21 protein-coding genes, 2 tRNA genes, 3 pseudogenes and 1 riboswitch are annotated in these 24,741 nt (G+C 33.7%); of the genes and pseudogenes, 18 read left to right on the top strand and 8 right to left on the bottom strand.

The window, feature by feature from the left end; all coding sequences use genetic code 11:
- Positions 1 to 388: 388 nt before the first annotated feature.
- Positions 389 to 1,372 carry a sphingomyelin phosphodiesterase gene (sph, locus tag FNL83_RS00045; RefSeq protein WP_002455929.1) on the bottom strand — a complete coding sequence of 328 codons (984 nt, stop codon included), beginning with the start codon at positions 1,370 to 1,372 and terminating at the stop codon, positions 389 to 391.
- 383 nt (positions 1,373 to 1,755) lie between these two features.
- Between sph and FNL83_RS00050 the strand changes: the two are divergent.
- The 18 genes and pseudogenes from FNL83_RS00050 (at position 1,756) to FNL83_RS00140 (ending at position 20,880) form a co-directional block, all read left to right on the top strand.
- Positions 1,756 to 2,449, top strand: a pseudogene (locus FNL83_RS00050) (AzlC family ABC transporter permease).
- Positions 2,446 to 2,775 carry an AzlD domain-containing protein gene (locus tag FNL83_RS00055; protein WP_002437317.1) on the top strand — a complete coding sequence of 110 codons (330 nt, stop codon included), beginning with the start codon at positions 2,446 to 2,448 and terminating at the stop codon, positions 2,773 to 2,775. Before FNL83_RS00050 ends, FNL83_RS00055 begins: the two are co-directional and overlap by 4 nt.
- A gap of 124 nt (positions 2,776 to 2,899) precedes the next feature.
- Positions 2,900 to 3,000, top strand: a riboswitch (SAM riboswitch).
- Between the two features lie 64 nt (positions 3,001 to 3,064).
- Complete coding sequence (gene metX, locus FNL83_RS00060) at positions 3,065 to 4,033, top strand: homoserine O-acetyltransferase MetX (protein ID WP_002437318.1); 969 nt, start codon at positions 3,065 to 3,067, stop codon at positions 4,031 to 4,033.
- A 247-nt stretch (positions 4,034 to 4,280) separates the two neighbouring features.
- Positions 4,281 to 5,207, top strand: coding sequence for a YybS family protein (locus FNL83_RS00065; protein ID WP_002437319.1), 927 nt, complete (start codon positions 4,281 to 4,283; stop codon positions 5,205 to 5,207).
- A 28-nt stretch (positions 5,208 to 5,235) separates the two neighbouring features.
- Complete coding sequence (locus tag FNL83_RS00070) at positions 5,236 to 7,203, top strand: DHH family phosphoesterase (protein ID WP_001832525.1); 1,968 nt, start codon at positions 5,236 to 5,238, stop codon at positions 7,201 to 7,203.
- Positions 7,200 to 7,646 (top strand): 50S ribosomal protein L9, encoded by a 447-nt coding sequence (rplI, locus tag FNL83_RS00075; RefSeq protein ID WP_001831811.1) that lies wholly within the window; start codon positions 7,200 to 7,202, stop codon positions 7,644 to 7,646. The genes FNL83_RS00070 and rplI overlap by 4 nt, the downstream gene beginning before the upstream one ends.
- A gap of 170 nt (positions 7,647 to 7,816) precedes the next feature.
- Entirely contained in the window at positions 7,817 to 9,217 is a 1,401-nt protein-coding gene (gene dnaB / locus FNL83_RS00080) for a replicative DNA helicase (protein ID WP_001831779.1), read from the top strand.
- A gap of 278 nt (positions 9,218 to 9,495) precedes the next feature.
- Complete coding sequence (locus tag FNL83_RS00085; RefSeq protein ID WP_002455931.1) at positions 9,496 to 10,779, top strand: adenylosuccinate synthase; 1,284 nt, start codon at positions 9,496 to 9,498, stop codon at positions 10,777 to 10,779.
- Between the two features lie 423 nt (positions 10,780 to 11,202).
- Positions 11,203 to 11,277 (top strand) — tRNA-Glu (locus tag FNL83_RS00090).
- A gap of 5 nt (positions 11,278 to 11,282) precedes the next feature.
- Positions 11,283 to 11,355: transfer RNA gene (locus FNL83_RS00095), tRNA-Asp, on the top strand.
- Positions 11,356 to 11,831: 476 nt separating this feature from the next.
- Positions 11,832 to 12,533: a response regulator YycF gene (gene yycF / locus FNL83_RS00105; protein WP_001831816.1), complete on the top strand. Its 702-nt coding sequence runs from the start codon at positions 11,832 to 11,834 to the stop codon at positions 12,531 to 12,533.
- Between the two features lie 12 nt (positions 12,534 to 12,545).
- Positions 12,546 to 14,378 carry a cell wall metabolism sensor histidine kinase WalK gene (gene walK, locus FNL83_RS00110; RefSeq protein WP_002437327.1) on the top strand — a complete coding sequence of 611 codons (1,833 nt, stop codon included), beginning with the start codon at positions 12,546 to 12,548 and terminating at the stop codon, positions 14,376 to 14,378.
- Positions 14,371 to 15,708: a YycH family regulatory protein gene (locus FNL83_RS00115; protein WP_001831744.1), complete on the top strand. Its 1,338-nt coding sequence runs from the start codon at positions 14,371 to 14,373 to the stop codon at positions 15,706 to 15,708. Before walK ends, FNL83_RS00115 begins: the two co-directional genes overlap by 8 nt.
- Positions 15,709 to 16,500, top strand: a complete 792-nt coding sequence (locus FNL83_RS00120) for a two-component system regulatory protein YycI (RefSeq protein ID WP_001831750.1) — start codon at positions 15,709 to 15,711, stop codon at positions 16,498 to 16,500.
- Positions 16,501 to 17,119: 619 nt separating this feature from the next.
- On the top strand, positions 17,120 to 17,920 hold the full coding sequence (locus FNL83_RS00125) for an MBL fold metallo-hydrolase (RefSeq protein ID WP_002447628.1): 801 nt from the start codon (positions 17,120 to 17,122) through the stop codon (positions 17,918 to 17,920).
- 1,041 nt (positions 17,921 to 18,961) lie between these two features.
- On the top strand, positions 18,962 to 19,441 hold the full coding sequence (rlmH, locus tag FNL83_RS00130; protein WP_002458513.1) for a 23S rRNA (pseudouridine(1915)-N(3))-methyltransferase RlmH: 480 nt from the start codon (positions 18,962 to 18,964) through the stop codon (positions 19,439 to 19,441).
- A 100-nt stretch (positions 19,442 to 19,541) separates the two neighbouring features.
- The gene (locus FNL83_RS00135) at positions 19,542 to 19,685 is read left to right on the top strand and encodes a restriction endonuclease subunit R (RefSeq protein WP_001631028.1); all 144 of its coding nucleotides are present in this window, start codon (positions 19,542 to 19,544) and stop codon (positions 19,683 to 19,685) included.
- A complete protein-coding gene (locus tag FNL83_RS00140) occupies positions 19,678 to 20,880 on the top strand; it encodes a restriction endonuclease subunit S (protein ID WP_001631029.1) in 1,203 nt (400 codons plus the stop codon). The genes FNL83_RS00135 and FNL83_RS00140 overlap by 8 nt, the downstream gene beginning before the upstream one ends.
- 3 nt (positions 20,881 to 20,883) lie before the next feature.
- On the opposite strand, the pseudogene FNL83_RS00145 reads toward FNL83_RS00140, so the two are convergent.
- From FNL83_RS00145 to FNL83_RS00180, 7 genes and pseudogenes are all read right to left on the bottom strand, one after another.
- Positions 20,884 to 21,144: pseudogene (locus FNL83_RS00145) on the bottom strand (IS5/IS1182 family transposase); the annotation flags it as partial.
- 58 nt (positions 21,145 to 21,202) lie between these two features.
- Positions 21,203 to 21,700, bottom strand: coding sequence for a GNAT family N-acetyltransferase (locus FNL83_RS00150; RefSeq protein WP_001631030.1), 498 nt, complete (start codon positions 21,698 to 21,700; stop codon positions 21,203 to 21,205).
- A gap of 671 nt (positions 21,701 to 22,371) precedes the next feature.
- A complete protein-coding gene (locus FNL83_RS00160) occupies positions 22,372 to 22,782 on the bottom strand; it encodes a DUF2871 domain-containing protein (protein WP_001631031.1) in 411 nt (136 codons plus the stop codon).
- A 162-nt stretch (positions 22,783 to 22,944) separates the two neighbouring features.
- Positions 22,945 to 23,165, bottom strand: a pseudogene (locus FNL83_RS11970) (hypothetical protein).
- 14 nt (positions 23,166 to 23,179) lie between these two features.
- Positions 23,180 to 23,683 carry a DUF1643 domain-containing protein gene (locus tag FNL83_RS00170; RefSeq protein WP_001631032.1) on the bottom strand — a complete coding sequence of 168 codons (504 nt, stop codon included), beginning with the start codon at positions 23,681 to 23,683 and terminating at the stop codon, positions 23,180 to 23,182.
- Positions 23,684 to 23,698: 15 nt separating this feature from the next.
- Positions 23,699 to 24,010, bottom strand: coding sequence for a DUF960 domain-containing protein (locus FNL83_RS00175; protein ID WP_001631033.1), 312 nt, complete (start codon positions 24,008 to 24,010; stop codon positions 23,699 to 23,701).
- Between the two features lie 86 nt (positions 24,011 to 24,096).
- Positions 24,097 to 24,447 carry an SAUGI family uracil-DNA glycosylase inhibitor gene (locus FNL83_RS00180; RefSeq protein ID WP_001631034.1) on the bottom strand — a complete coding sequence of 117 codons (351 nt, stop codon included), beginning with the start codon at positions 24,445 to 24,447 and terminating at the stop codon, positions 24,097 to 24,099.
- Positions 24,448 to 24,741 lie beyond the last annotated feature (294 nt).

Below are 24,741 nucleotides of genomic sequence, written 5' to 3' on the forward strand. Positions count from 1 at the left end.
GTTTAAAATGATTTTCACGATTTAAAATACTGGTATAAAAGCGATTTTATAGATACGGTTGTCTGACGTCACACAAACGAATGTCTAAAAAATAGTGAATATTTATTGTCATAGATTGAGTTATAAAATCATGAAAATAGTACATGAAATAGCAAGTATTTATCTTTTAGATAACGCCTGTAAAAATATAAAATAGTGGAAATTGATTTTTTAAACGTTATCATTCATATTCAAAATATTTAACTTAGTTTGTCAAACAACGTTTATTTTTATATAACCATAAAATAATATCATAAAGAAGCTATATGAAATTCGAAGTATAATGCCAATGTTTCATATAGCTCCTATTCTAAATATTAAAATTTAATAATTAAATGTATCAATCGTCCTATTCATTTGATGCATAGCCTGAGAGTGGGTAATGATCTGAGTAATCATTGTATTTGTATGTTTTTCCCCAAGATTTCACGGACCATTCTGGTGACTTCACTCTATGTGTATCATTATGCCATGAGCTTGGTTGTGCATGGTCACGATCTAATAAAATATAATCTAAGTGTTGAGGTTCTAATTTAGGATAATTATATTTCGCAATACTATTACTGCTAGTATCCCAACTATATGCATTACCATCGAATTGAGTAGGTAATGAAACATTTAAGTTATTTGCCATTTGTTGATATTCATCTGAATCTTTAATGACATTTAAGTCACCACCGATATAGACGGGTTCATTTTTAGGGATATTCTTGTCTTTTATAAACTGTTTAATTTCACTCATTTGACTCTGTCTAATGTCTTTATCTTTTCCTTTAAAGCATGTTGGATCTTCAGCTTGTAGATGTGTTCCGATAATATGGTGGTATTTGCCATTCTTATTAATTTTAATGTAGGCAAAGCCTTTATTACCTGCCATATCAGCCCCACAACCTTTTTTATAAATATGTTGTTCTTGTTGTACGATAGGCCATTTACTCACAATACCAACGCCACCACTTACTTTTTTAATTTTTCTATAAGTACCAGAAGTATTTTGCCAACCTTCTGTACCTTTACCAACGATAGGTGTTTGATAAGGGTACTGTGAATGTAGACGTGTTGACAATCTTTTTGAAGCTTTTTTATCAAATAATTCATTTAGAATCACGACATCTTGATTTTGAATGTAATCTGCTTTTGAAATTAAATCAGCGCGCTGAGATTGTCCCCAATTAGGGTAGATAGCAGTAGGTAAGAAATACACGTTATGTGTAGTGATTTTAAGACTGTCTTTAAAATCACGTTCACTCGCATATGTGATAGTCGAAAATACTAAAAATAAACTACTTAAAACCAACAAAGTAGTTAGTATACATTTACGTTGCCAATTCAATATTGTTACACCTCGTTTCATTTGATGGTGTGATTATATCAAACAAAATTAAGTATCTTTTGAAAATTACTATTTCTAAATAAAATTTTAATAAAAAATTAAAAATCAATGATGTTTTAAAGAGTTGCAAAAGTTCAGTAACTATTATTTTTTGATAATTTTTAAAAGTAATGTTGTAAACATTTTGATTTTAAAGCTAAAAGTTAAAAAGAGGGTCTAAAAATAAGAAAGAAAATTCTGAAAAATAAAACCTTTACATATTAACTTCTTTAGACATCGGTATGTATGACGTCACACATACCGGTCTTTAAATATATTGAATAAAATAATTAAGTGTATTAGACTGATTTTATTATTTTATTGGAGAGACTGGGGATGATAATATGACTCACCTTACGTTTAAACAAGGTGTGAAAGAGTGTATTCCCACGTTACTTGGTTATGCTAGTGTAGGACTATCGTTTGGAATTGTGGCAGTCTCCCAAAATTTCAGTGTTTTAGAAATTATTTTATTGTGTCTGATTATTTATGCTGGTGCAGCCCAATTTATTATTTGTACATTAGTGATTGCAGGCACCCCTATTTCTGCAATTGTGCTTACAACACTTATCGTTAACTCTCGAATGTTCTTATTAAGTATGACTTTAACACCTAATTATAAGCAATATGGATTTTGGAATAGGGTAGGGCTTGGAACGTTATTAACAGATGAAACTTTTGGCGTTGCTATAACACCATATGTTAAAGGTGAAAAAATTAACGATCGATGGCTACACGGACTAAATATTACTGCTTACTTATTTTGGACTGTTTCCTGTGTAATCGGTGCCATTTTCGGAGAGTATATTTCAAATCCTGATGCGCTTGGCCTAGACTTTGCCATTACCGCAATGTTTATTTTTTTTATGTATATCTCAATTTGAAGGGATTAAGAAATCACGATTGAGAATATATATTGTACTCATTGTATTTGTGATTGTGATGATGCTTCTTCTAAGTTCAATTCTACCTTCATACGTAGCAATTTTAATAGCCGCAATTGTTGCTGCATTGTTAGGGGTGGTGATGGACAAATGACGACAGATTTACATACATTAGTACTTATTATTTTATGTGGCGTGGTCACATTACTCATTAGAGTTATTCCATTTGTTATGATATCGCGTGTCAACTTACTAGCAATTGTAATTAAATGGCTTTCTTTTATTCCTATCACTTTATTTACAGCTCTTATTATAGATGGTGTAATTCAACAACATGATCATGCATTTGGTTATACGCTTAATTTACCTTATATTATTGCAATCGTGCCAACTGTGATGCTCGCTATTTTCACACGTAGTCTAACAGTGACAATTCTCGTAGGTATATTTGTCATTGTTTGCTTACGTTTAATCTTTTAATCTTTGGAAATCATATCAATTCATTGAACTTACAGAAAAAGTTAGTTAAAATTAAAATAATTAGAAAATTTAGACTATTAGAGACGAAATACATTTCTACATCACAATACAATTAAATTACCTAACCTTATTTTGAGAAGCAGAGGGATTTGGCCCGTAGAAGCTTCAGCAACCGACTTTAAATAGCACGGTGCTAATACCAACGAGCAACTCGAATGATAAGTACGATAAGTGCCTTTACATCATTTGAGTAAGGCACTTTTTTAGTTGAAGGAGGTATGGAACTATTATGACGAATTACACGGTTAATACATTAGAACTAGGTGAGTTTATAACTGAATCTGGTGAAACGATTGATCATTTACGTCTACGTTATGAACATGTAGGACTTCCTGGTCAACCCCTTGTAGTTGTTTGTCATGCACTTACTGGCAATCATTTAACATACGGTACGGATGCGCAACCTGGCTGGTGGCGAGAAATCATTGATGGTGGCTACATTCCAGTTCATGATTATCAATTTCTTACATTCAATGTCATTGGAAGTCCATTTGGTTCGAGTTCTAAATTAAATGATGACAACTTCCCAGAATATTTAACATTGAGGGATATCGTTAGAGCTATTGAGTTAGGTATACAAGCATTAGAATTTAAGAAGATTAATATTCTCATTGGAGGCAGTTTAGGTGGCATGCAAGCGATGGAATTGCTTTATAATCGTCAATTCGAGGTGGAAAAAGCAATCATATTAGCCGCTACTGATAAAACGTCCTCCTATAGTCGTGCTTTTAACGAGATTGCAAGACAAGCTATACATATAGGTGGTAAAGAAGGTTTAAGTATCGCACGTCAACTCGGCTTCCTCACGTATCGATCGTCTAAAAGTTATGATCAACGTTTTACACCAGATGAAGTAGTGAGCTATCAACAACATCAAGGTGATAAGTTCAAAGAATATTTCGATTTAAATTGTTATTTAACACTGCTAGACGTCTTAGATAGTCATCATTTAGATAGAGGGAGAGATGATGTTGATGAAGTCTTTCAATCGTTGGAAACGAAAGTACTAACTATGGGCTTTATTGATGATTTACTTTATCCTGATGATCAAGTAAGAGCTTTAGGAGAACGTTTTAAATATCATCGTCATTTCTTCGTACCAGATAATGTTGGACATGATGGTTTTCTTCTAAATTTTAATGATTGGGCGCCTAATTTATATCATTTCTTAAATCTGAAACAATTCCGACGTAAATAGGAAAGTTTTATAATAGAACAAAATCCCCATGAGCACGCATAAGAAATACTAAACAGTGCAGAGTAGGTAAATTTTTCTTTGGAATAAGATAAGTATTATTTGGCATAAAAATAGTCCTACAGAAGATTATATAAGCAAAGCATATTTCATATGTCGTACTTATGCATAACCTGTCACTGGTAGTATGACTTTACTTTATTGTTAAATTTTAGCAAAGAGGTTAAAATAGGAGTTATAGTCAAAAAGTATGGGAGTGGCGTATGTGTTTTCAAAAATACAACCTAAAGCAACTATTTTAGCAATTATTTCATTATTAGTAGTCGCTTTAGTAACACATGTATTACCTGTTCTCGGCTTGATTTTATGTTTATTTGCAACGATTCCCGGTATTGTTTTATGGAATCGTTCCATACAATCATTCGGAATTAGCGCATTAGTAACAGTTGTACTTACAACATTATTAGGTAATACATTTGTCTTAAGTATGATGGTCTTAATCTTATTATTAAGTGCGATTATTGGACAATTACTTAAGGAAAGAACATCTAAAGAACGAATTCTTTATATTTCAACAGCTTCATTAAGTTTAGTTACACTTATTGGATGGATGTTATTACAAACATTCGATAAAATCCCGACGGCAGCTGTATTAATTAAGCCTTTTAAAAATGCAATGCATCAGGCTTTCTTAACAAGTGGAATCGATTCAAACTATAGACAGATTCTTGAGGAAAGTTTCCGACAAATGACGGTCCAACTCCCTAGTTTTCTAATTATAGTTATTTTCATTTTTGTCTTAATTAATCTGATTATTACATTTCCAATTTTACGCAAATTTAAAGTAGCAACACCTATTTTTAAACCTTTATTCGCATGGCAAATGAGCCGTAATTTACTATGGTTTTATCTTATAGTACTTATTTGTGTCATGATTGCAAGTGAACCAAGTACGTTCCAAAGCATCGTGTTAAACTTTGATGTTGTGTTATCATTAGTGATGTACATCCAAGGATTAAGTGTCATTCACTTCTTTGGTAAAGCTAAAAGATGGCCGAACTTCGCAACAATTCTTGTTATGGTAGTAGGGACACTTCTTACACCGGCAACGCATATTGTTGGATTACTTGGGGTAATTGATTTATGTATTAATTTAAAGAAAATAATAAAAAAATGATGATTAAAAAGTGATTAGAGGTGGAAGAATGAACCGTCAATCCACTAAAAAAGCTTTGCTCATACCGTTTATTTTAATGGTACTCACTGCCATAGCACTTGTCGTCGTGTGGTTTATTTTTAACCAATTAGTAGCAGGTATTGCTACAGCTATACTCATTGTGATGATTATTATTAGTGGCGTGTTATTGAGAAAAGCATTTCTAAAAATGGATAGTTATGTGGATGATTTAAGTGGTCACATCTCGGCAAGTAGTAACAAGGCGATTAAGCACTTGCCTATAGGGATGATTGTGTTAGATGAAGATAATCACATTGAGTGGATGAACCAATTTATGACAGATCACATTGAAACGAATGTGATTTCTGAAAATGTCAATGAAGTCTTCCCTAACATATTAAAACAACTGGAAAAAGTTCAAGAAGTAGAAATAGAAAACAACAATTATTACTATCATGTACGATATTCAGAAAACGAGCATTGTTTATACTTCTTTGATATGACTGAAACTGAACGTACAAATGAACTATATGAAGATTCCAAGCCGATTATTGCAACAATATTTTTAGATAATTACGATGAAATCACTCAAAATATGAACGATACACAACGTTCTGAAATTAACTCTATGGTGACACGTGTGATTAGTCGTTGGGCACAAGATTACAATATTTACTTCAAACGTTACAACTCAGATCAATTTGTAGCTTACTTTAACCAAAAAATATTGGCTGAACTAGAAGATTCTAATTTTGAAATCTTAAGCCAATTAAGAGAGAAGAGTGTGGGTTACCGCGCACAACTAACATTAAGTATTGGTGTAGGTGAAGGCACGGAGAACCTTATTGATTTAGGTGAATTATCACAATCTGGTTTAGACCTCGCGTTAGGTCGTGGTGGTGACCAAGTTGCAATTAAGAATATGAACGGCAATGTAAGATTCTATGGTGGTAAGACTGACCCTATGGAAAAACGTACGCGTGTACGTGCTCGTGTGATTTCACATGCCCTCAAAGATATTCTTACTGAAGGCGATAAAGTTATCGTTATGGGACATAAGCGACCAGATTTAGATGCTATAGGTGCAGCTATCGGAGTTTCGCGCTTTGCATCAATGAATAATTTAGAGGCATTTATCGTTCTTAATGATTCTGATATTGATCCGACATTACGTCGTGTTATGGATGAGATTGATAAGAAACCGGAACTAAAAGAACGCTTTGTAACATCGGATGAGGCTTGGGATATGATGACTTCTAAGACGACTGTCGTTGTTGTAGATACACATAAACCTGAAATGGTCTTAGATGAAAATGTCTTAAATAAAGCAAATCGCAAAGTAGTCATTGATCATCATAGACGTGGCGAAAGCTTTATTTCAAATCCATTACTTGTGTATATGGAACCTTACGCTAGCTCAACTGCTGAGCTCGTAACGGAATTACTAGAATATCAACCAACTGAACAGAGATTGACTCGTTTAGAATCAACTGTCATGTATGCAGGTATTATAGTAGATACAAGAAACTTTACGTTAAGAACAGGTTCCAGAACATTTGATGCCGCAAGTTATTTGCGTGCACATGGCGCTGATACAATCTTAACGCAGCATTTCTTAAAAGATGATGTCGATACGTATATCAATCGTTCAGAATTGATAAGAACAGTTAAGATACAAGATCAAGGTGTAGCCATTGCACATGGTTCAGATGATAAAATTTATCATCCTGTAACGGTTGCACAAGCTGCCGATGAGTTGTTAAGTTTAGAAGGCATTGAAGCATCTTATGTAGTAGCTAAACGTGAAGACAACCTGATTGGTATCTCAGCACGTTCTTTAGGTTCCATAAATGTTCAATTAACAATGGAAGCGTTAGGTGGCGGTGGCCATCTGACAAATGCTGCGACACAAATAAAAGGTGCGACAATAGATGAAGCAATAGAACAATTACAACAAGCAATTACAGAACAAATGAGTAGGAGTGAAGACGCATGAAAGTAATTTTCACACAAGATGTTAAAGGTAAAGGTAAAAAAGGCGAAGTTAAAGATGTACCAGTAGGTTACGCAAATAACTTCTTACTTAAAAATAAATATGCTGTAGAAGCAACTCCTGGTAACTTAAAACAATTAGAACAACAAAATAAACGTGCCGAAGCAGATAGACAACAAGAAATCGATGATGCAAAAGCACTTAAAGAACAGTTAAAAGATATCGAAGTTGAAGTATCAGCTAAAACAGGTGAAGGCGGCAAACTATTTGGTTCAATCAGTACGAAACAAATTGCCGAAGCACTAAAAAAACAACATGATATTAAAATCGACAAACGTAAAATGGACTTACCGCATGGTATTCATGCACTAGGATATACTAATGTTCCAGTGAAATTAGACAAAGAAGTCGAAGGTACAATCCGTGTGCACACTGTAGAACAATAATTTAAAGATATGACGCGAGGATAGTACATGATTACTATTATAGGTGCAATTATATAAGATGTATGACTTATACAATTTGTTAACCTCTGAAATATCTGTAGTGTATCTCGTGACAATATCAGATGACGATAAAATAAAAGATGGATTGAAATAAGAGGTGTAAGTAGATAATGGATGGAATGTATGAGCAAAATCAAATGCCACATAGCAATGAAGCTGAACAATCTGTCTTAGGTGCCATTATTATAGATCCAGAACTCATTAATACTACTCAGGAAGTCTTGCTTCCTGAGTCGTTTTATAGAGGCGCCCATCAACATATTTTTCGAGCAATGATGCACCTAAATGAGGATAATAAGGAAATTGATGTTGTCACATTGATGGATCAATTATCAAGTGAAGGTAGCTTGAACGAAGCGGGTGGCCCTCAATATCTTGCCGAACTATCGACGAGTGTACCGACAACACGAAACGTTCAGTACTATACGGATATCGTTTTTAAACATGCGTTGAAACGGAAACTTATTCAAACCGCTGATAGTATAGCGAATGATGGCTATAATGATGAATTAGAATTAGATACGATTTTAAGTGACGCCGAACGACGTATTTTAGAACTATCTTCTACTAGAGAAAGTGATGGTTTTAAAGATATTAGAGATGTCTTAGGACAGGTATATGAGACCGCAGAAGAACTCGATCAAAATAGTGGTCAAACACCAGGTATTCCAACTGGTTATCGTGACTTAGATCAAATGACTGCTGGTTTTAACCGTAATGATTTAATCATTCTAGCGGCACGTCCTTCAGTAGGTAAGACTGCCTTTGCCTTAAATATTGCGCAAAAGGTTGCCACACATGAAGATATGTATACTGTCGGTATTTTCTCACTTGAGATGGGCGCCGACCAATTAGCAACACGTATGATTTGTAGTTCTGGTAACGTTGATTCCAATCGTTTAAGAACTGGGACGATGACTGAAGAAGATTGGAGTCGCTTTACGATTGCGGTAGGTAAGCTATCACGAACTAAAATCTTCATAGACGATACGCCAGGTATCCGTATCAATGATTTACGTTCTAAATGTCGTCGGCTCAAACAAGAGCACGGTCTTGATATGATTGTGATTGATTATCTACAATTGATTCAAGGAAGCGGATCACGTTTCTCAGATAACCGTCAACAAGAAGTTTCAGAGATTTCACGTACACTTAAGGCGATTGCACGTGAATTAGAATGCCCAGTTATTGCACTGAGTCAGTTATCACGTGGCGTTGAACAGCGACAAGACAAACGTCCTATGATGAGTGATATTCGTGAATCTGGGTCTATAGAACAAGATGCCGACATTGTCGCTTTCTTATATCGTGATGATTATTATAATCGTGGTGAAGGTGATGAAGATGATGACGATGCTGGTTTTGAACCACAGACAAATGATGATAACGGTGAAATTGAAATCATCATCGCCAAGCAACGTAACGGTCCAACAGGTACTGTGAAACTTCACTTTATGAAACAATATAATAAATTTACAGACATTGATTATGCTCATGCAGATATGTCATAAAAAATATTTTTCCGTACAATAATTGTTGTAAACTGTTTATTGTACGGTTTTTATTTTGTTTTTCTCTTTTAAAAATGTTGGAAGTATGTGTATATGTTTTACTTAGATGTCCTTTGAATAACTGTCATAGAAACGTTTGAAAGTGATTTTGCACAGAAAAAATACTGAAAGATGATGCGTTATCGAACGCTAATTAATGTTCGATTTTTATTTGCAAATTCAAAATCATATTGGTAAAATACCTAGTGGTTAAACGAGAAAAACTTGGAGGTGCTCATATGTCATCAATCGTAGTAGTTGGGACACAATGGGGAGACGAAGGTAAAGGTAAAATAACAGACTTTTTAGCAGAGCAAGCAGACGTAATTGCTAGATTTTCTGGTGGTAACAATGCGGGACATACGATTCAATTCGGTGGAGAAACTTACAAATTACACTTAGTGCCATCAGGCATCTTTTATAAAGATAAATTAGCAGTAATCGGTAACGGTGTAGTTGTAGATCCAGTCGCATTATTAAAAGAACTAGATGGGTTAAATGAACGTGGTATTTCAACTGACAATCTACGCATCTCAAATCGCGCACAAGTCATTTTACCTTATCACCTAGCTCAAGACGAATATGAAGAACGTCGTCGTGGCGATAATAAAATTGGTACAACGAAAAAAGGTATCGGCCCAGCATACGTAGATAAAGCACAACGAATCGGTATTCGCATGGCAGACTTATTAGAAAAGGAAACATTCGAACGCCGACTTAAAGAAAATATTGAATATAAAAACGCATACTTTAAAGGCATGTTTAACGAAACTTGTCCAACATTCGATGAAATCTTTGACGAATATTATGCTGCAGGTCAACGTTTAAAAGACTATGTGACAGACACAGCTAAAATTTTAGACGATGCAAATGTGGCTGATGAAAAGGTATTATTCGAAGGTGCACAAGGTGTCATGTTAGATATCGACCATGGTACATATCCATTCGTTACATCTAGTAATCCAGTTGCAGGTAACGTTACAGTAGGTACAGGTGTTGGCCCTACATCAGTGTCTAAAGTGATTGGTGTATGTAAATCATATACATCTCGTGTAGGTGACGGTCCATTCCCAACTGAACTTTTTGATGAAGATGGCCACCATATTAGAGAAGTGGGTCGTGAATATGGTACAACTACTGGACGTCCACGTCGTGTAGGTTGGTTCGACTCAGTTGTATTACGTCATTCACGTCGTGTAAGTGGTATCACAGATCTTTCAATTAACTCAATCGACGTTTTAACAGGATTAGACACAGTTAAAATTTGTACTGCTTACGAATTAGATGGTGAAAAAATTACTGAATACCCAGCAAACTTAGATCAATTAAGACGTTGTAAACCTATCTTCGAAGAGCTTCCAGGTTGGACTGAAGACATTACAGGTTGTCGTAGTTTAGATGAACTTCCTGAGAATGCACGTAATTACTTAGAGCGTATTTCAGAATTATGCGGTGTCCATATTTCAATCTTCTCAGTAGGTCCAGACCGCGAACAAACGAATTTATTAGAGCAACTTTGGTAGAATAAAACGTTAAGAAAGCATGTGAGTTTTGTTTAATTAGAGCATTGAACGCATTGAACGAAATGATTAACATTATTCTTAGTGCTATATGCATGAATGTAAAAAAGCTTTTTAACTCATATCTATCAATATTTGCAGTGAATCATATTTAAACAGGCGGCCACAACTTAATGGTCGCCTGTTATTTATTTTGGAGTAGGACAATGATTCTCAATCTCCTTTTGTCCTACTCCAGTTTTATTTTAAAATAGCAATTTGAAATTAGTTTTGAATGAAATCAACGGTTTTATTCTTCTCCACAGTAAGCTTCATAGTATGATTGTGTTGGTTGATTAACGAACCAAAAATATTATTAAATTTATGTAAAAAATATCTTGTCATCAAAAGTAGAGCTATGCTATAATCTATCTTGTGCTTAAGAACGGCTCCTTGGTCAAGCGGTTAAGACACCGCCCTTTCACGGCGGTAACACGGGTTCGAGTCCCGTAGGAGTCACCATTCTAGGTCCCGTAGTGTAGCGGTTAACACGCCTGCCTGTCACGCAGGAGATCGCGGGTTCGATTCCCGTCGGGACCGTATTGCCTACCCAATAGGGTAGGCATTTTTTTATGCTTTTTTACATACAACATTGTACCTTCACTTTACTAATCTTTCTGATTCACATTACCTACTTTATTTAACATGCAATGAAAACTTAATATTCCTATACATGCTTATATTTCTATAATTAAAAATACTGTCATTACGGCACTTTTGACATATACGAAAACGATAAAATATGATGATAAACCTAAACAAAAGCGTCAAGCATATTGCAAAAGTCTAACTTATTTTGCGGAACTGTATTTCAATGGTAAAATTATAAATAATATTATTCTATAATTTTAAATACTAAAATAGAATTAACCGTTCATAAATGGTAAATTATATAATAGGTAGCTATATGTTATATAGAGAACAGAATAATAATGAAGCACTTCGAAAATTTGATATAACATTAGCAATGTAAACGAACGGAAGAACTACACTTTGAGAAAAGAGGTTTATAATATATGGCTAGAAAAGTTGTTGTAGTTGACGATGAAAAACCAATTGCTGATATTTTAGAATTTAATTTAAAAAAAGAAGGTTACGACGTATATTGCGCTTATGACGGTAATGACGCAGTAGATTTAATCTATGAAGAAGAACCAGATATCGTCTTACTTGATATCATGTTACCTGGTAGAGATGGTATGGAAGTATGTCGTGAAGTGCGTAAAAAGTATGAAATGCCGATTATCATGCTGACAGCGAAAGATTCTGAAATTGATAAAGTATTAGGCCTTGAATTAGGTGCAGATGATTACGTAACTAAACCATTTAGTACTCGTGAACTCATCGCACGTGTGAAAGCGAACTTACGCCGTCATTATTCACAACCAGCTCAAGAAGTAAGTGGTGCGACAAATGAAATTACAATTAAAGATATTGTGATTTATCCAGATGCATATTCAATTAAAAAACGTGGAGAAGACATTGAATTAACGCATCGTGAATTCGAGCTATTCCATTATCTTTCTAAACATATGGGTCAAGTCATGACACGTGAACACTTACTACAAACAGTGTGGGGTTACGATTATTTTGGTGATGTTCGTACTGTGGACGTAACAATTCGCCGTTTAAGAGAAAAAATTGAAGATGATCCATCTCATCCAGAATACATTGTGACACGTAGAGGCGTTGGATACTTCCTCCAACAACATGATTAGAGGGAGCGTCTTATGAAGTGGCTTAAACAACTACAATCCCTTCACACGAAACTCGTTATTGTTTATGTACTACTCATTATTATTGGTATGCAAATCATCGGTTTGTATTTTACGAATAGTTTAGAAAAGGAATTACTCGATAACTTCAAGAAGAACATAACACAATATGCGAAGCAATTAGACGTCAATATTGAAAAGGTTTATAAGGATAAAGATAAAGGTTCAGTCAACGCTCAAAAGGATATCCAAGACCTTTTGAATGAATATGCGAATCGTCAAGAAATAGGAGAAATACGCTTTATTGATAAAGACCAAATCATCATGGCAACAACCAAGCAGTCTAACCGTGGTCTTATCAATCAAAAGGTTAACGACGGGTCAGTTCAAAAGGCGCTCTCCTTAGGGCAAACGAATGATCATATGGTTCTTAAGGATTACGGAAGTGGTAAAGAGCGTGTTTGGGTATATAATATACCGGTTAAAGTCGATAAACAGACAATCGGTGATATATACATAGAATCGAAAATTAATGATGTATACAATCAGCTGAACAACATTAATCAGATATTCATCGTAGGGACAGCGATATCACTATTCATTACAGTGATACTAGGATTCTTCATTGCACGAACGATTACTAAGCCGATAACCGATATGCGTAACCAAACCGTCGAGATGTCTAAAGGTAACTACACGCAACGAGTGAAGATATACGGTAACGATGAAATCGGTGAGCTCGCACTTGCCTTCAATAACTTATCGAAACGTGTCCAAGAAGCACAAGCGAATACAGAAAGTGAGAAACGTCGTCTAGATTCCGTTATCACGCATATGAGCGATGGTATTCTTGCGACAGATCGCCGTGGACGTGTACGTATTGCAAACGACATGGCGCTGAAAATGCTCGGTCTCGCGAAAGAAGATGTCATCGGCTACTACATGCTTGGTGTCCTTAACTTAGAAAATGAATTCTCATTAGAGGAAATTCAAGAAAATAGTGATTCTTTCTTGTTAGATATTAACGAAGAAGAAGGCATTATTGCACGCGTAAACTTTAGTACGATTGTACAAGAAACAGGTTTCGTGACAGGTTACATTGCCGTACTACATGATGTCACTGAACAACAACAAGTCGAACGTGAACGTCGCGAATTCGTTGCGAATGTTTCACACGAATTACGTACACCACTGACATCTATGAATAGTTATATCGAAGCACTTGAAGAAGGTGCTTGGCAAGATAAAGAGCTGGCACCATCATTCCTATCTGTCACACGCGAAGAGACTGAACGTATGATTCGTTTAGTGAATGATTTACTTCAATTATCTAAAATGGATAATGAATCAGATCAAATTACGAAAGAAATTATCGACTTCAATATGTTTATCAACAAAATTATTAACCGTCATGAAATGGCAGCGAAAGATACAACATTCGTACGTGAAATTCCACAGCAAACCATCTTTGCTGAAATCGATCCAGATAAGATGACACAAGTATTTGATAATGTCATTACCAATGCAATGAAATATTCACGTGGCGAGAAACGTGTTGAGTTTCATGTGAAACAAAATGCACTTTACAATAGAATGACGATTCGTATTAAAGATAATGGTATTGGAATACCGATTAACAAAGTAGATAAAATATTTGATAGATTCTATCGTGTAGATAAAGCACGTACACGTAAGATGGGTGGTACAGGACTTGGTCTAGCTATTTCCAAAGAGATTGTCGAAGCACATAACGGTCGAATTTGGGCTAACAGTGTAGAAGGACAAGGTACGTCAATCTTTATTACACTTCCTTGCGAAATCATTGAAGACGGTGATTGGGATGAATAACAAAGAACATACTAAATCAATTATTTTAGTCCTACTCGTCTTGATGAGTATCGTTTTGACATACATGGTCTGGAACTTTTCTCCAGACCTTTCAAATATTGATAACACGGATAATAGTAAAAGTGATAAACCTAAACCACTTACTAAACCAATGACTGCAGAAATGGAAGGAACAATCACACCATTTCAAATCGTGCATTCTAGAGATGATAAATCTCAAGGAACAGTGGCATCAGGTGCAGTCTTAGACAAGATGATTCAACCTTTAAAGAATCAAGAAGTTAAATCTGTATCACATCTGAAAAGGGAACATAACCTTGTTATACCTGAACTAAGCAACGATTTTATTGTCCTAGATTTCACTTATGATTTGCCACTTTCAACATACTTAAGTCAAGTACTCGATATCGATGCGAAAGTGCCGAATAACTTTAATTTTGATCGCCTCCTTATCGATCAAGATCATAATAACCACGTCGTACTATATGCGATTAGCAAAGACCGTCATGAAGTAGTTAAACTTAAGACAACCATGAAAGGGAATAATGTTGATAAAGCTTTTAAAAGTATCGAACCTGACATGCAGCCTTATACGGAAATCATCACGAATAAAGATACAATCGACAAAGCAACACACGTGTTTGCACCAAGCAAACCGAAAGACTTAAAGACGTATCGCATGGTCTTCAATACGATTAGTGTTGAACGCATGAACTCAATACTATTTGATGATTCAACGATCGTTCGTAGCTCTCAAAGTGGTACGACAACATACAACAACAATACTGGCGTCGCCAACTACAACGATAAAGATGAAATGTATCATTATAAGAATTTATCTGAAGATGCGAAAAGTTCAAGCAACATGCAAGAAACCATCCCAGGCACATACGAGTTTATAAATAGTCATGGTGGCTTCTTAAATGAAGATTATCGCCTATTTAAGACTGATAATAGAACGGGGAAACTCACATATCAACGATTCCTCAACGGTCACCCAACGTTTAATAAACAGAACTTCAATGAAATTCAAGTCACATGGGGGGATAAAGGCGTTTACGATTATCAACGTTCGCTACTTAAGACGGACGTCACATTGAACAGTGAAGAATCTAAATCCGTGCCCACCGTTGAGTCCGTGCGTTCTGCATTAGCCAACCATCCTGATATTGATTTTGAAAAGGTAACGAACATTGCGATTGGTTATGATATGGACGACAAGGCAAATAACGAAGATATTGAAGTTCAACGTAACTGTGAATTAATACCACGTTGGTTTGTAGAATACGATGGCAATTGGTATGCCTATAAAGATGGGAGGCTTGAATAAATGAACTGGAAACTTACGAAGACACTTTTCATTTTCGTTTTTATTCTTGTGAACATCTTTTTAGTCATCGTTTATATTGATAAAGTGAATAAATCACAAGTTAATGACTCGGAAAAGGTAAACGAAGTCAACTTTCAACAAGAAGAAATTGACGTGCCCAAGGATGTCTTGAATCAAAGCGTGAAAGATACTGAACTTGAACAAATTACTGCCCGTTCAAAGAATTTCTCAAGTTATGCGAAAGATCATTCAAGCCTGCAAACGTCTGATTCCGATAAAACACTTGAAGGAGATATTGATAAAGGCGTTCAAGTGAGTGATAAGAACTTACAAGATATCAAAGAGTACATTGCAAAGAAAATCTTTAACGGTAAAGAGTATCAATTAAGTGATTTAACTAAAGACAAAGTCACTTACGAACAAACGTATAAAGATTATCCGATTATGAATAATAGTAAAGCACGCCTAACGTTTAATTTGAGCGATGGCAAGGCGACAAGCTATAAGCAGACAACGATGGATGATATACAAGTAGCTAAAGGTTCAAATAGCACGAAGAAACAAGTCATCACACCACGTAAAGCTATTGAAGCTCTTTATTACAACAGATATCTAAAACAAAATGATCAAGTGCTAGACGCACGCCTAGGCTATTATTCAGTGGTAAAGGAAACAAACGTTCAATTACTCCAACCTAACTGGGAAATTAAAGTAAAACATAAAGGCAAGGATGAAGTTCAAACCTATTATGTAGAAGCTACAAATCATAATCCGAAAGTGATTGATTATTAGAGGTTATTGATAGGTGGCGTGACGTTTGAATGAAACCGCCAAGCGATAGCATAGAAGGCTACGTTAATTTGTATTGTCTAGAGCACACTTTGGCGTACTTATGTTAGAAGTCATTTGTCGAACCAACGACATGTGATGATTCACGGATTGATTATGAAGCTATATATGATGATATAAACTAAGCCTGAGACACGATGAGTGAGCTCAGGCTTTTTTATGTATTGAAAGTGATTGAGTAATTAAATAGGGTGGAAATCAAAAATGATGTTGGTTGATATGTTAGGTCGTTTAAGAGGATGCAATGCCAGGGGTAATATCGACGTTGTTATGAAGCGGTGTTTATTTTAAATGGGCGTTAGTATCGTGTATAAACGGACTATTGGAACTCAACTTTTAAAATTGATATAGTATAATATAAAGGAAATTTAGAGGACGTGACGTTTCGATATTTGAATAACTGTATTAAGGAATATCGAAACTTTAAAATATCTACGCAATTTAGGATAAAAAGTCAACATTGAGTGAAAGCCAACTTAGTCGAAGTATCTCAATAAAGCGTAAGACACTCGAGTTCCCCCACACCCCTATAAATAAATAACTATGGTACATATGAGAAAGGATGAGTCGCTTGATACGTATGAGTGTATTAGCAAGTGGTAGTACAGGTAACGCCACTTACGTAGAAAGTGAGAAAGGTAGCCTACTCGTCGATGTAGGTTTAACTGGCAAGAAGATGGAAGAACTTTTCAGCCAAATCGACAGAAACATTAAGGACTTAAATGGAATATTAGTGACACATGAACACATTGACCATATCAAAGGTCTTGGTGTCTTAGCACGTAAATATAAACTTCCAATTTACGCGAATGAGAATACATGGAAAGCGATAGAGAAGAAAGATAGTCGCATTCCAATGGATCAGAAATTTATCTTTAATCCATATGAAACGAAATCTCTTGCAGGATTCGATATAGAATCATTTAACGTGTCACATGACGCGATTGATCCACAGTTCTACATCTTCCACAATAACTATAAGAAATTCACGATGATTACTGACACAGGTTACGTTTCAGATCGTATGAAAGGTATGATTCAAGGTAGTGATGTCTTTATGTTTGAAAGTAATCACGACGTCGATATGTTACGCATGTGTCGTTATCCATGGAAGACGAAACAACGTATTTTAAGTGATATGGGTCACGTATCCAATGAAGACGCGGGCCTTGCGATGAGTGATGTCATTACAGGTAATACAAAACGTATATACCTCTCTCATTTATCACAAGACAATAATATGAAAGACCTCGCACGCATGAGTGTTGGACAAGTGCTCAACGAACACGATATCGATACAGAGAAAGAAGTGTTGCTCTGCGATACCGATAAAGCACAAGCCACACCGATTTATACACTATAATTGAATAGAGGTAAGACAAACGACCTACTTAAGTATTGCGCTTAAGTAGGTTACTTTTTTGGAAAAGTGGTCAGGAGAAGTGCAGGGAATGATTACGTGTTATTTTAAACGGGCTTGAGCATTAGGAATTTTTTTAATGAAATGAAAATGCACCGTGTTCGAGGGCAAACGATGTCTTACACGCTTTGTGATTTATATTACACTTCCTTATATTTCCTAGTTGATAAAAATTTTTGATGTAAAAAAGTGAATAAATAAAATATTAAGAGTCTCATAAAAACTTAAATATAAAGTTAAAATTTAAAAACATTTAGAAATTGTGACAAAATAAAAATTGAAATTTAAATAATTTTTAAATATATTGTATTTATAGTTAGTGGTCATGCTATTTAATATAAAAATGAGTTTCTATGTTCAACACATGTATGATTTAAAGTAATAAATGATTTACCGCTGCTTTCATAGTTATGTTGTAACTAAAAGCATTGTCATGTGAGAGTTTATCAAGTCAATATCATCGTAGTTAATATGAATTCATTTAATTGATCACATGCTTAATTGAGGTGAAAGCGAATTACTCACATATTTGATTGAATGTCGTAGTGATGATTGATTAGACTCAGGTAGGGGTGATACATATACTGCTAGATGATAGCTCACTTACATAAAGATAATGATGATATTAATTTAGGGTTAAAAAGATGTGTGTGGAAAACTAGGATATCAATGATGATATATGTAGTAAGTGAGTCTAAAAGGTCTGAAATATAGGGAATAATTGTAAAAATAACGTTAAGACGACCGTAAAGTTATCCACTGATTAGGCAATAGTTATACAGAAATGTGTACAATACACACATAAATACCCACATTATTCACAGACTTATCCACAAATTCACAAGAAATCTCCTTGAATCTGTGTATAATTCTCAAAAAACACTAAGAAAATGTTAATTCAATTGTTATACTAAGAGGGAAATGTGTGAATAAGTGTATAACTTGTGGATAACTCGAATAAATTATGTACTTTTGGAGGATAAAATGAAGATTACTATCTTATCAGTTGGAAAACTAAAAGAAAAATATTGGAAGCAAGCCATTGCAGAATATGAAAAAAGATTAGGACCTTACACGAAAATCGAATTAATAGAAGTACCAGATGAAAAAGCACCTGAAAATATGAGCGACAAAGAAATCGAACAAGTCAAAGAAAAAGAAGGCCAACGCCTACTCAATAAGATTAAACCCCAATCCACAGTAATTACGTTGGAAATCAAAGGGAAAATGTTGTCTTCAGAAGGACTCGCTAAAGAACTACAAACACGCATGACACAAGGTCAAAGCGACTTTACATTTGTCATAGGTGGCTCCAATGGTTTACACCAAGACGTCTTACAACGCAGCAACTATGCTTTATCTTTTAGCAATATGACCTTCCCACACCAAATGATGCGCGTCATATTGATCGAACAAATTTATCGCGCATTTAAGATCATGAGAGGCGAAGCATATCATAAGTGATGCGGTTTTTATTAATTAGTTGCTAAAAAATGAAGTATGCAATATTAATTATTATTAAATTTTGATATATTTAAAGAAAGATTAAGTTTAGGGTGAATGAATGGCTTATCAAAGTGAATATGCATTAGAAAATGAAGTACTTCAACAACTTGAGGAATTGAACTATGAAAGAGTAAATATACATAATATTAAATTAGAAATTAATGAATATCTCAAAGAACTAGGAGTGTTGAAAAATGAATAAGCAGACAAATACTCCAGAACTAAGATTTCCAGAGTTTGATGAGGAATGGAAAAAAAGGAAATTAGGTGAAGTAGTAAATTATAAAAATGGTGGTTCATTTGAAAGTTTAGTGAAAAACCATGGTGTATATAAACTCATAACTCTTAAATCTGTTAATACAGAAGGAAAGTTGTGTAATTCTGGAAAATATATCGATGATAAATGTGTTGAAACATTGTGTAATGATACTTTAGTAATGATACTGAGCGAGCAAGCACCAGGACTAGTTGGAATGACTGCAATTATACCTAATAATAATGAGTATGTACTAAATCAACGAGTAGCAGCACTAGTGCCTAAACAATTTATAGATAGTCAATTTCTATCTAAGTTAATTAATAGAAACCAGAAATATTTCAGTGTGAGATCTGCTGGAACAAAAGTGAAAAATATTTCTAAAGGACATGTAGAAAACTTTAATTTTTTATCTCCTAATTACACTGAACAACAAAAAATAGGTAATTTCTTCAGCAAACTCGACCGCCAGATTGAGTTAGAAGAAGAGAAACTTGAACTCTTAGAGCAACAAAAGCGTGGATATATTCAGAAGATTTTTTCTCAAGATTTAAGATTTAAAGATGAAAATGGAAACAGTTATCCTGATTGGTCTATTAAAAAGATTGAAGATATTTCTAAAGTTAATAAAGGGTTTACTCCAAATACAAAAAATGATAAATACTGGGATGAATTAAATGAAAATTGGTTATCTATAGCAGGTATGACACAGAAATATTTGTATAAAGGAAATAAAGGAATTACTGAAAAAGGTGCATCAAAGCATGTAAAAGTAGATAAAGATACTCTAATAATGAGTTTTAAATTGACTTTAGGTAAGTTAGCTATAGTAAAAGAGCCTATCTATACAAATGAAGCTATATGCCATTTCGTATGGAAAGAAAGTAATGTTAATACTGAGTATATGTACTACTATTTAAATTCTATAAATATAAGTACTTTTGGTGCACAGGCAGTTAAAGGAGTAACATTAAATAACGATGCAATTAATAGTATTATAGTAAAGTTACCAGTGATACAAGAACAAAATAAAATAGCATACTTTTTCAATAAATTAGATAAATTAATTGAAAAACAATCTTCTAAAGTAGAATTATTAAAACAACGCAAACAAGGATTTTTACAGAAAATGTTTGTTTAATTCTTATAAAGTTCTATTATGTAAAATATTAAATAGAGATAACATTATGAAAGCGAGCCCAAGACATAAAGTTTTTGAATAAATAAAAAAGATAATTTCTATCAAATTAATATAGAAATTGTCTTTTTTATAAATTTTTTGATTATTTTTAGCTGATTGAGCTGTTACTTTTCTTATAATAAGTGCTATTAGCACAAATCCTAGTTCTCTTTTGGCTTTGTTTATTCCTCTTACGGACATTCGAGTGAAACCCATTTTAATTTTATTAGAAGTAATTTAGGTTTGAACCCACCTAAATAAATATATGAGTTATTTTTTTATGCTACAAAATATATTCAGATTTCAATAATGACATAAAATAGGCATCTTTATATTTACCTTTAGTGTAGAATTGCTCTTTGAGTAATCCTTCTGTTTTAAATCCTTGTGACTCGTATATATGCACAGCTTTTTTGTTATCTGTATCAACATATAGATAAATTTTGTGCATGTTTAATATATCGAATGCATAATTTATCGCTTTTTCGAATGCGAATTTTGCATAACCTTTACCACTGAACTCAGGTTTAATAATTATTTGTATTTCACAATTACGATGGATGTAATTAATTTCTACTAATTCAACAATACCTACGACTTGATTTTCATCTTCAACAATAAAACGTCTCTCTGATTCATCTAATAAATGCTTATCAAATAAATATTGAAGTTCCGTTAAGGATTCATATGGTTCTTCAAACCAATAAGACATAATAGAATATTCATTATTTAATTCATGAACAAAAAGTAAATCACTATACTCTAATGCTCTTAGTTTCATAATTCCACTCCCAAAATTTTCTCATATATTTGCATTATAAATATAAATAACGAATAAGTCATCATTCACTGTGAATACTCTATTTTAACAATTCACCACATACTAATTCTCATTTTCTTGTTATTCTCGATTTATTACTCTTACTATGAAACCTATAAAATTCTCACATTTGTTTGTATTAAGAATAAATACGTCGATAGTAACAATAAAAAAATAAATAATAAAGCATCCCTCACCGTAAAAGTGAAGGATGCTCTAGTTTTATTGAAATATACATTTCATTTTGTTAAATAATTATTAATAATATTTTGAAAATCATTATTACGTGAAATCTTCATAGATTTTATCAAGTATTTCTTTGCCTTCAATTGCTGTGAAGTGATGTACCAATCTATTTTTACAATCATATGTAATTTTGTGACGCTAGGTAATTAGTAATTGTTCGTCAGTCTGATTGTATAGTATCAAGTTTCATAGATAATACTCTTTGATTTTAATGTCCACTTTGACGTGCTTTAAGATTGAGTATATACATAATGTCATTGTGGAATGTTAAAAATCCTACAAATGTTTATTCATCTGCAGGATTTTTAAATCTCCAAGAATAAAAATCATCATAGGACAACTGGATTATTGTTTGGATAAATAACGTAAACAATAATTAGGTACTATTATTTATTTTTGTTTATTCTTTTTCCTAACAAAATAAAGAAAAGAATAAACGCAATTGTTAAAAATATGTGTCCTAAACCAGCAATACCAGCAATAGCAGGACTTACACTTAGATCTTTAATGGTAGAAATACCGTTCACGAATTGCATTGCCACAGTAACAAGCACACCTAAATGGTATATATAAAAGAAACTGTTAAACAGCTTTGTATGAGTTGTTAATTTGAATTGGCCCTCGATAATCATGAAAATTAAGAACATAATTGTACCTAGTACTAATAAATGTGTATGTGTAACATTTAATTGAGAAAAACCGCTAAAATCTTCCGCTTTTGTCATTTCTCTATAAAATAGACCACTTAATAACCCTAATAGTGTATAGAGCGCTGAACTATACATTAATCTTTTCATTTTAATTCCCCCTATTTTTAATTACGAGATAAGTATAGCGGTAGTTTATGAACTGAGTATGAACTTACAACAAAAAAATTAATGAAGTACTTTACAATAAACTCAATTTATTAGATGGTGGAGGGACGAAAAAGGATTTTAGAAAAATAAATTAATATATTTTTATTTTGATAAGTAATAATTAATAATATCTTGGAAATCATTGTTAAGTATTGTTGTAATACAATCGTCATTCATAAAATCTTCATAGATTTTATCAAGAATTTCTTCATCTTCGATAGATGTGAAATGATTAGCTAACCCTTTTATAATTTAAGTGTAATTTGTGAATCTAAACAACTAGCAACTGTTCGCCAATCTGATTGTGTAGTGTCATGGTTCATAGATAATCCTCCCTTTATTTTAATGTCCATTTTTGACGTGCTTTAGGGTTAAGTGGATGCATAACTTCGTTCGTTACTGGATTAATGAGTTTTTTGACTTTCTTTTTATGAGGTTTTAACATTTCCATCACTTGCTCAACACGTTCGACGACAACAGGCCGCTTCGCATAAGCTCCATAGGCTAGAATCACTGTGTCACTTTCACTAATCGCTTTCATTAAGTGAATGTCTGTGTGTTTGTCATAAGGCTCTTTAATATGTTTAAGGTTTTCAGGTGTTTTAATATTAGAGAATAGATTTACTAGATATACAGCACCGTATTGTTCAGAATTAGCTAATTGGTTGAGAATGAGAACAGTGGTAAGATCGAGTGATAATACGCCATCTAAATGTGGATACATCGTTATCACTGTACAAGAGGGTTTCTTTTCATCCCATATTTTCTTGAGTAAGTAGCGGTGTTGTTCATCGTCGCTAAATATAGCTTCTGTGTGTATCGTACTTTTGATTGTATTCATATATCGTTACCCCTTTTAATATTCTTCTGGCAAAAGCATCACATAATAAAAAGCGTCTACGTCATCTTCACGAATGACGTAGACTTTCTTAGGTAATGCATTTTGATTTTTTACATAGTTTGTATAGTGATATTCCAATTTGTATGCAGGTTGTTCTTGTTCATGTGTGATTGAGAGTATATTCTCATCTTCTTGTAGTCTAAAAATGTGTAGATAATCTGTATGAGATTGATTATCTCTTTCTTTTACCATATTCCAAAGTAGGATTTGAAGGTCTAGAGATAGTTGTTCACTTATGCCTCTTGTGATGTATCGATTGATTTTCATGTTATTTTACCTCGTCTTGAATTTCTTTCATAATGATAATTGCTTGGCTAATAATCGTAACAGATATTTGTGCCACTTTGATCCAATTATTCATGGTTATTCTCTCCTTGTTTTAGTAAATGACGTTCATCGATAATCGTATTTTTAGTATCTGTGAGGTATAGAAAGTCCATATCAAAATGATCCAAATAACCAATGCTGATGAGTTGGTCATTGGCGTACATAAGAAATGGATAGATACTTAGCTCATGTAGCTCATCATTGTAGTAGGTATAAGTGTTGAGTGTGAGATGCGCAAGTAGAGAATTATTAATAAAACGTTCCGGTAGAATATTTTCTGCTGCTTCCTCAAGTGCTTCACATTCCCATGTTTCGTTGTTAGATAGTTGGAAGAGACGAGTTATATATTGTTTGAGTTCTTGAGTGGTTGTTTTCATATCATTGCCTCCTAGATAGTGTGATAGTGATGTAGTTGATATACATCATTGGGATAATATATATTTGATTTATTATTTATTACGAATCCCGGTGGGAATAAGAGAAAATTCCATATAAAAACCCGTGATAAATGTTGGTGTAACAAGGAAATCCCGGAATCCCACTCATTTTGACGAACAATCAACTCATTATTTATAAGTATTGATGATAGGGTTGTGTCTCTGCTTCCTTATATATATTATTTATTTATAAAAAATAACGGGATTTTGGGATTGTGCTTGCACAATCCTTCT

The organism is Staphylococcus epidermidis, from assembly GCF_006742205.1.
GTDB lineage: Bacteria > Bacillota > Bacilli > Staphylococcales > Staphylococcaceae > Staphylococcus > Staphylococcus epidermidis.

Bases quoted from the DNA above. Each gene is read 5' to 3' on its own strand.
- FNL83_RS00055 (WP_002437317.1), top strand. From the start codon at position 2,446: ATGACGACAGATTTACATACATTAGTACTTATTATTTTATGTGGCGTG.
- metX (WP_002437318.1), top strand. From the start codon at position 3,065: ATGACGAATTACACGGTTAATACATTAGAACTAGGTGAGTTTATAACT.
- FNL83_RS00065 (WP_002437319.1), top strand. From the start codon at position 4,281: ATGGGAGTGGCGTATGTGTTTTCAAAAATACAACCTAAAGCAACTATT.
- FNL83_RS00070 (WP_001832525.1), top strand. From the start codon at position 5,236: ATGAACCGTCAATCCACTAAAAAAGCTTTGCTCATACCGTTTATTTTA.
- rplI (WP_001831811.1), top strand. From the start codon at position 7,200: ATGAAAGTAATTTTCACACAAGATGTTAAAGGTAAAGGTAAAAAAGGC.
- dnaB (WP_001831779.1), top strand. From the start codon at position 7,817: ATGGATGGAATGTATGAGCAAAATCAAATGCCACATAGCAATGAAGCT.
- FNL83_RS00085 (WP_002455931.1), top strand. From the start codon at position 9,496: ATGTCATCAATCGTAGTAGTTGGGACACAATGGGGAGACGAAGGTAAA.
- yycF (WP_001831816.1), top strand. From the start codon at position 11,832: ATGGCTAGAAAAGTTGTTGTAGTTGACGATGAAAAACCAATTGCTGAT.
- walK (WP_002437327.1), top strand. From the start codon at position 12,546: ATGAAGTGGCTTAAACAACTACAATCCCTTCACACGAAACTCGTTATT.
- FNL83_RS00115 (WP_001831744.1), top strand. From the start codon at position 14,371: ATGAATAACAAAGAACATACTAAATCAATTATTTTAGTCCTACTCGTC.
- FNL83_RS00120 (WP_001831750.1), top strand. From the start codon at position 15,709: ATGAACTGGAAACTTACGAAGACACTTTTCATTTTCGTTTTTATTCTT.
- FNL83_RS00125 (WP_002447628.1), top strand. From the start codon at position 17,120: ATGAGTCGCTTGATACGTATGAGTGTATTAGCAAGTGGTAGTACAGGT.
- rlmH (WP_002458513.1), top strand. From the start codon at position 18,962: ATGAAGATTACTATCTTATCAGTTGGAAAACTAAAAGAAAAATATTGG.
- FNL83_RS00135 (WP_001631028.1), top strand. From the start codon at position 19,542: ATGGCTTATCAAAGTGAATATGCATTAGAAAATGAAGTACTTCAACAA.
- FNL83_RS00140 (WP_001631029.1), top strand. From the start codon at position 19,678: ATGAATAAGCAGACAAATACTCCAGAACTAAGATTTCCAGAGTTTGAT.
- FNL83_RS00150 (WP_001631030.1), bottom strand. From the start codon at position 21,700: ATGAAACTAAGAGCATTAGAGTATAGTGATTTACTTTTTGTTCATGAA.
- FNL83_RS00160 (WP_001631031.1), bottom strand. From the start codon at position 22,782: ATGAAAAGATTAATGTATAGTTCAGCGCTCTATACACTATTAGGGTTA.
- FNL83_RS00170 (WP_001631032.1), bottom strand. From the start codon at position 23,683: ATGAATACAATCAAAAGTACGATACACACAGAAGCTATATTTAGCGAC.
- FNL83_RS00175 (WP_001631033.1), bottom strand. From the start codon at position 24,010: ATGAAAATCAATCGATACATCACAAGAGGCATAAGTGAACAACTATCT.
- FNL83_RS00180 (WP_001631034.1), bottom strand. From the start codon at position 24,447: ATGAAAACAACCACTCAAGAACTCAAACAATATATAACTCGTCTCTTC.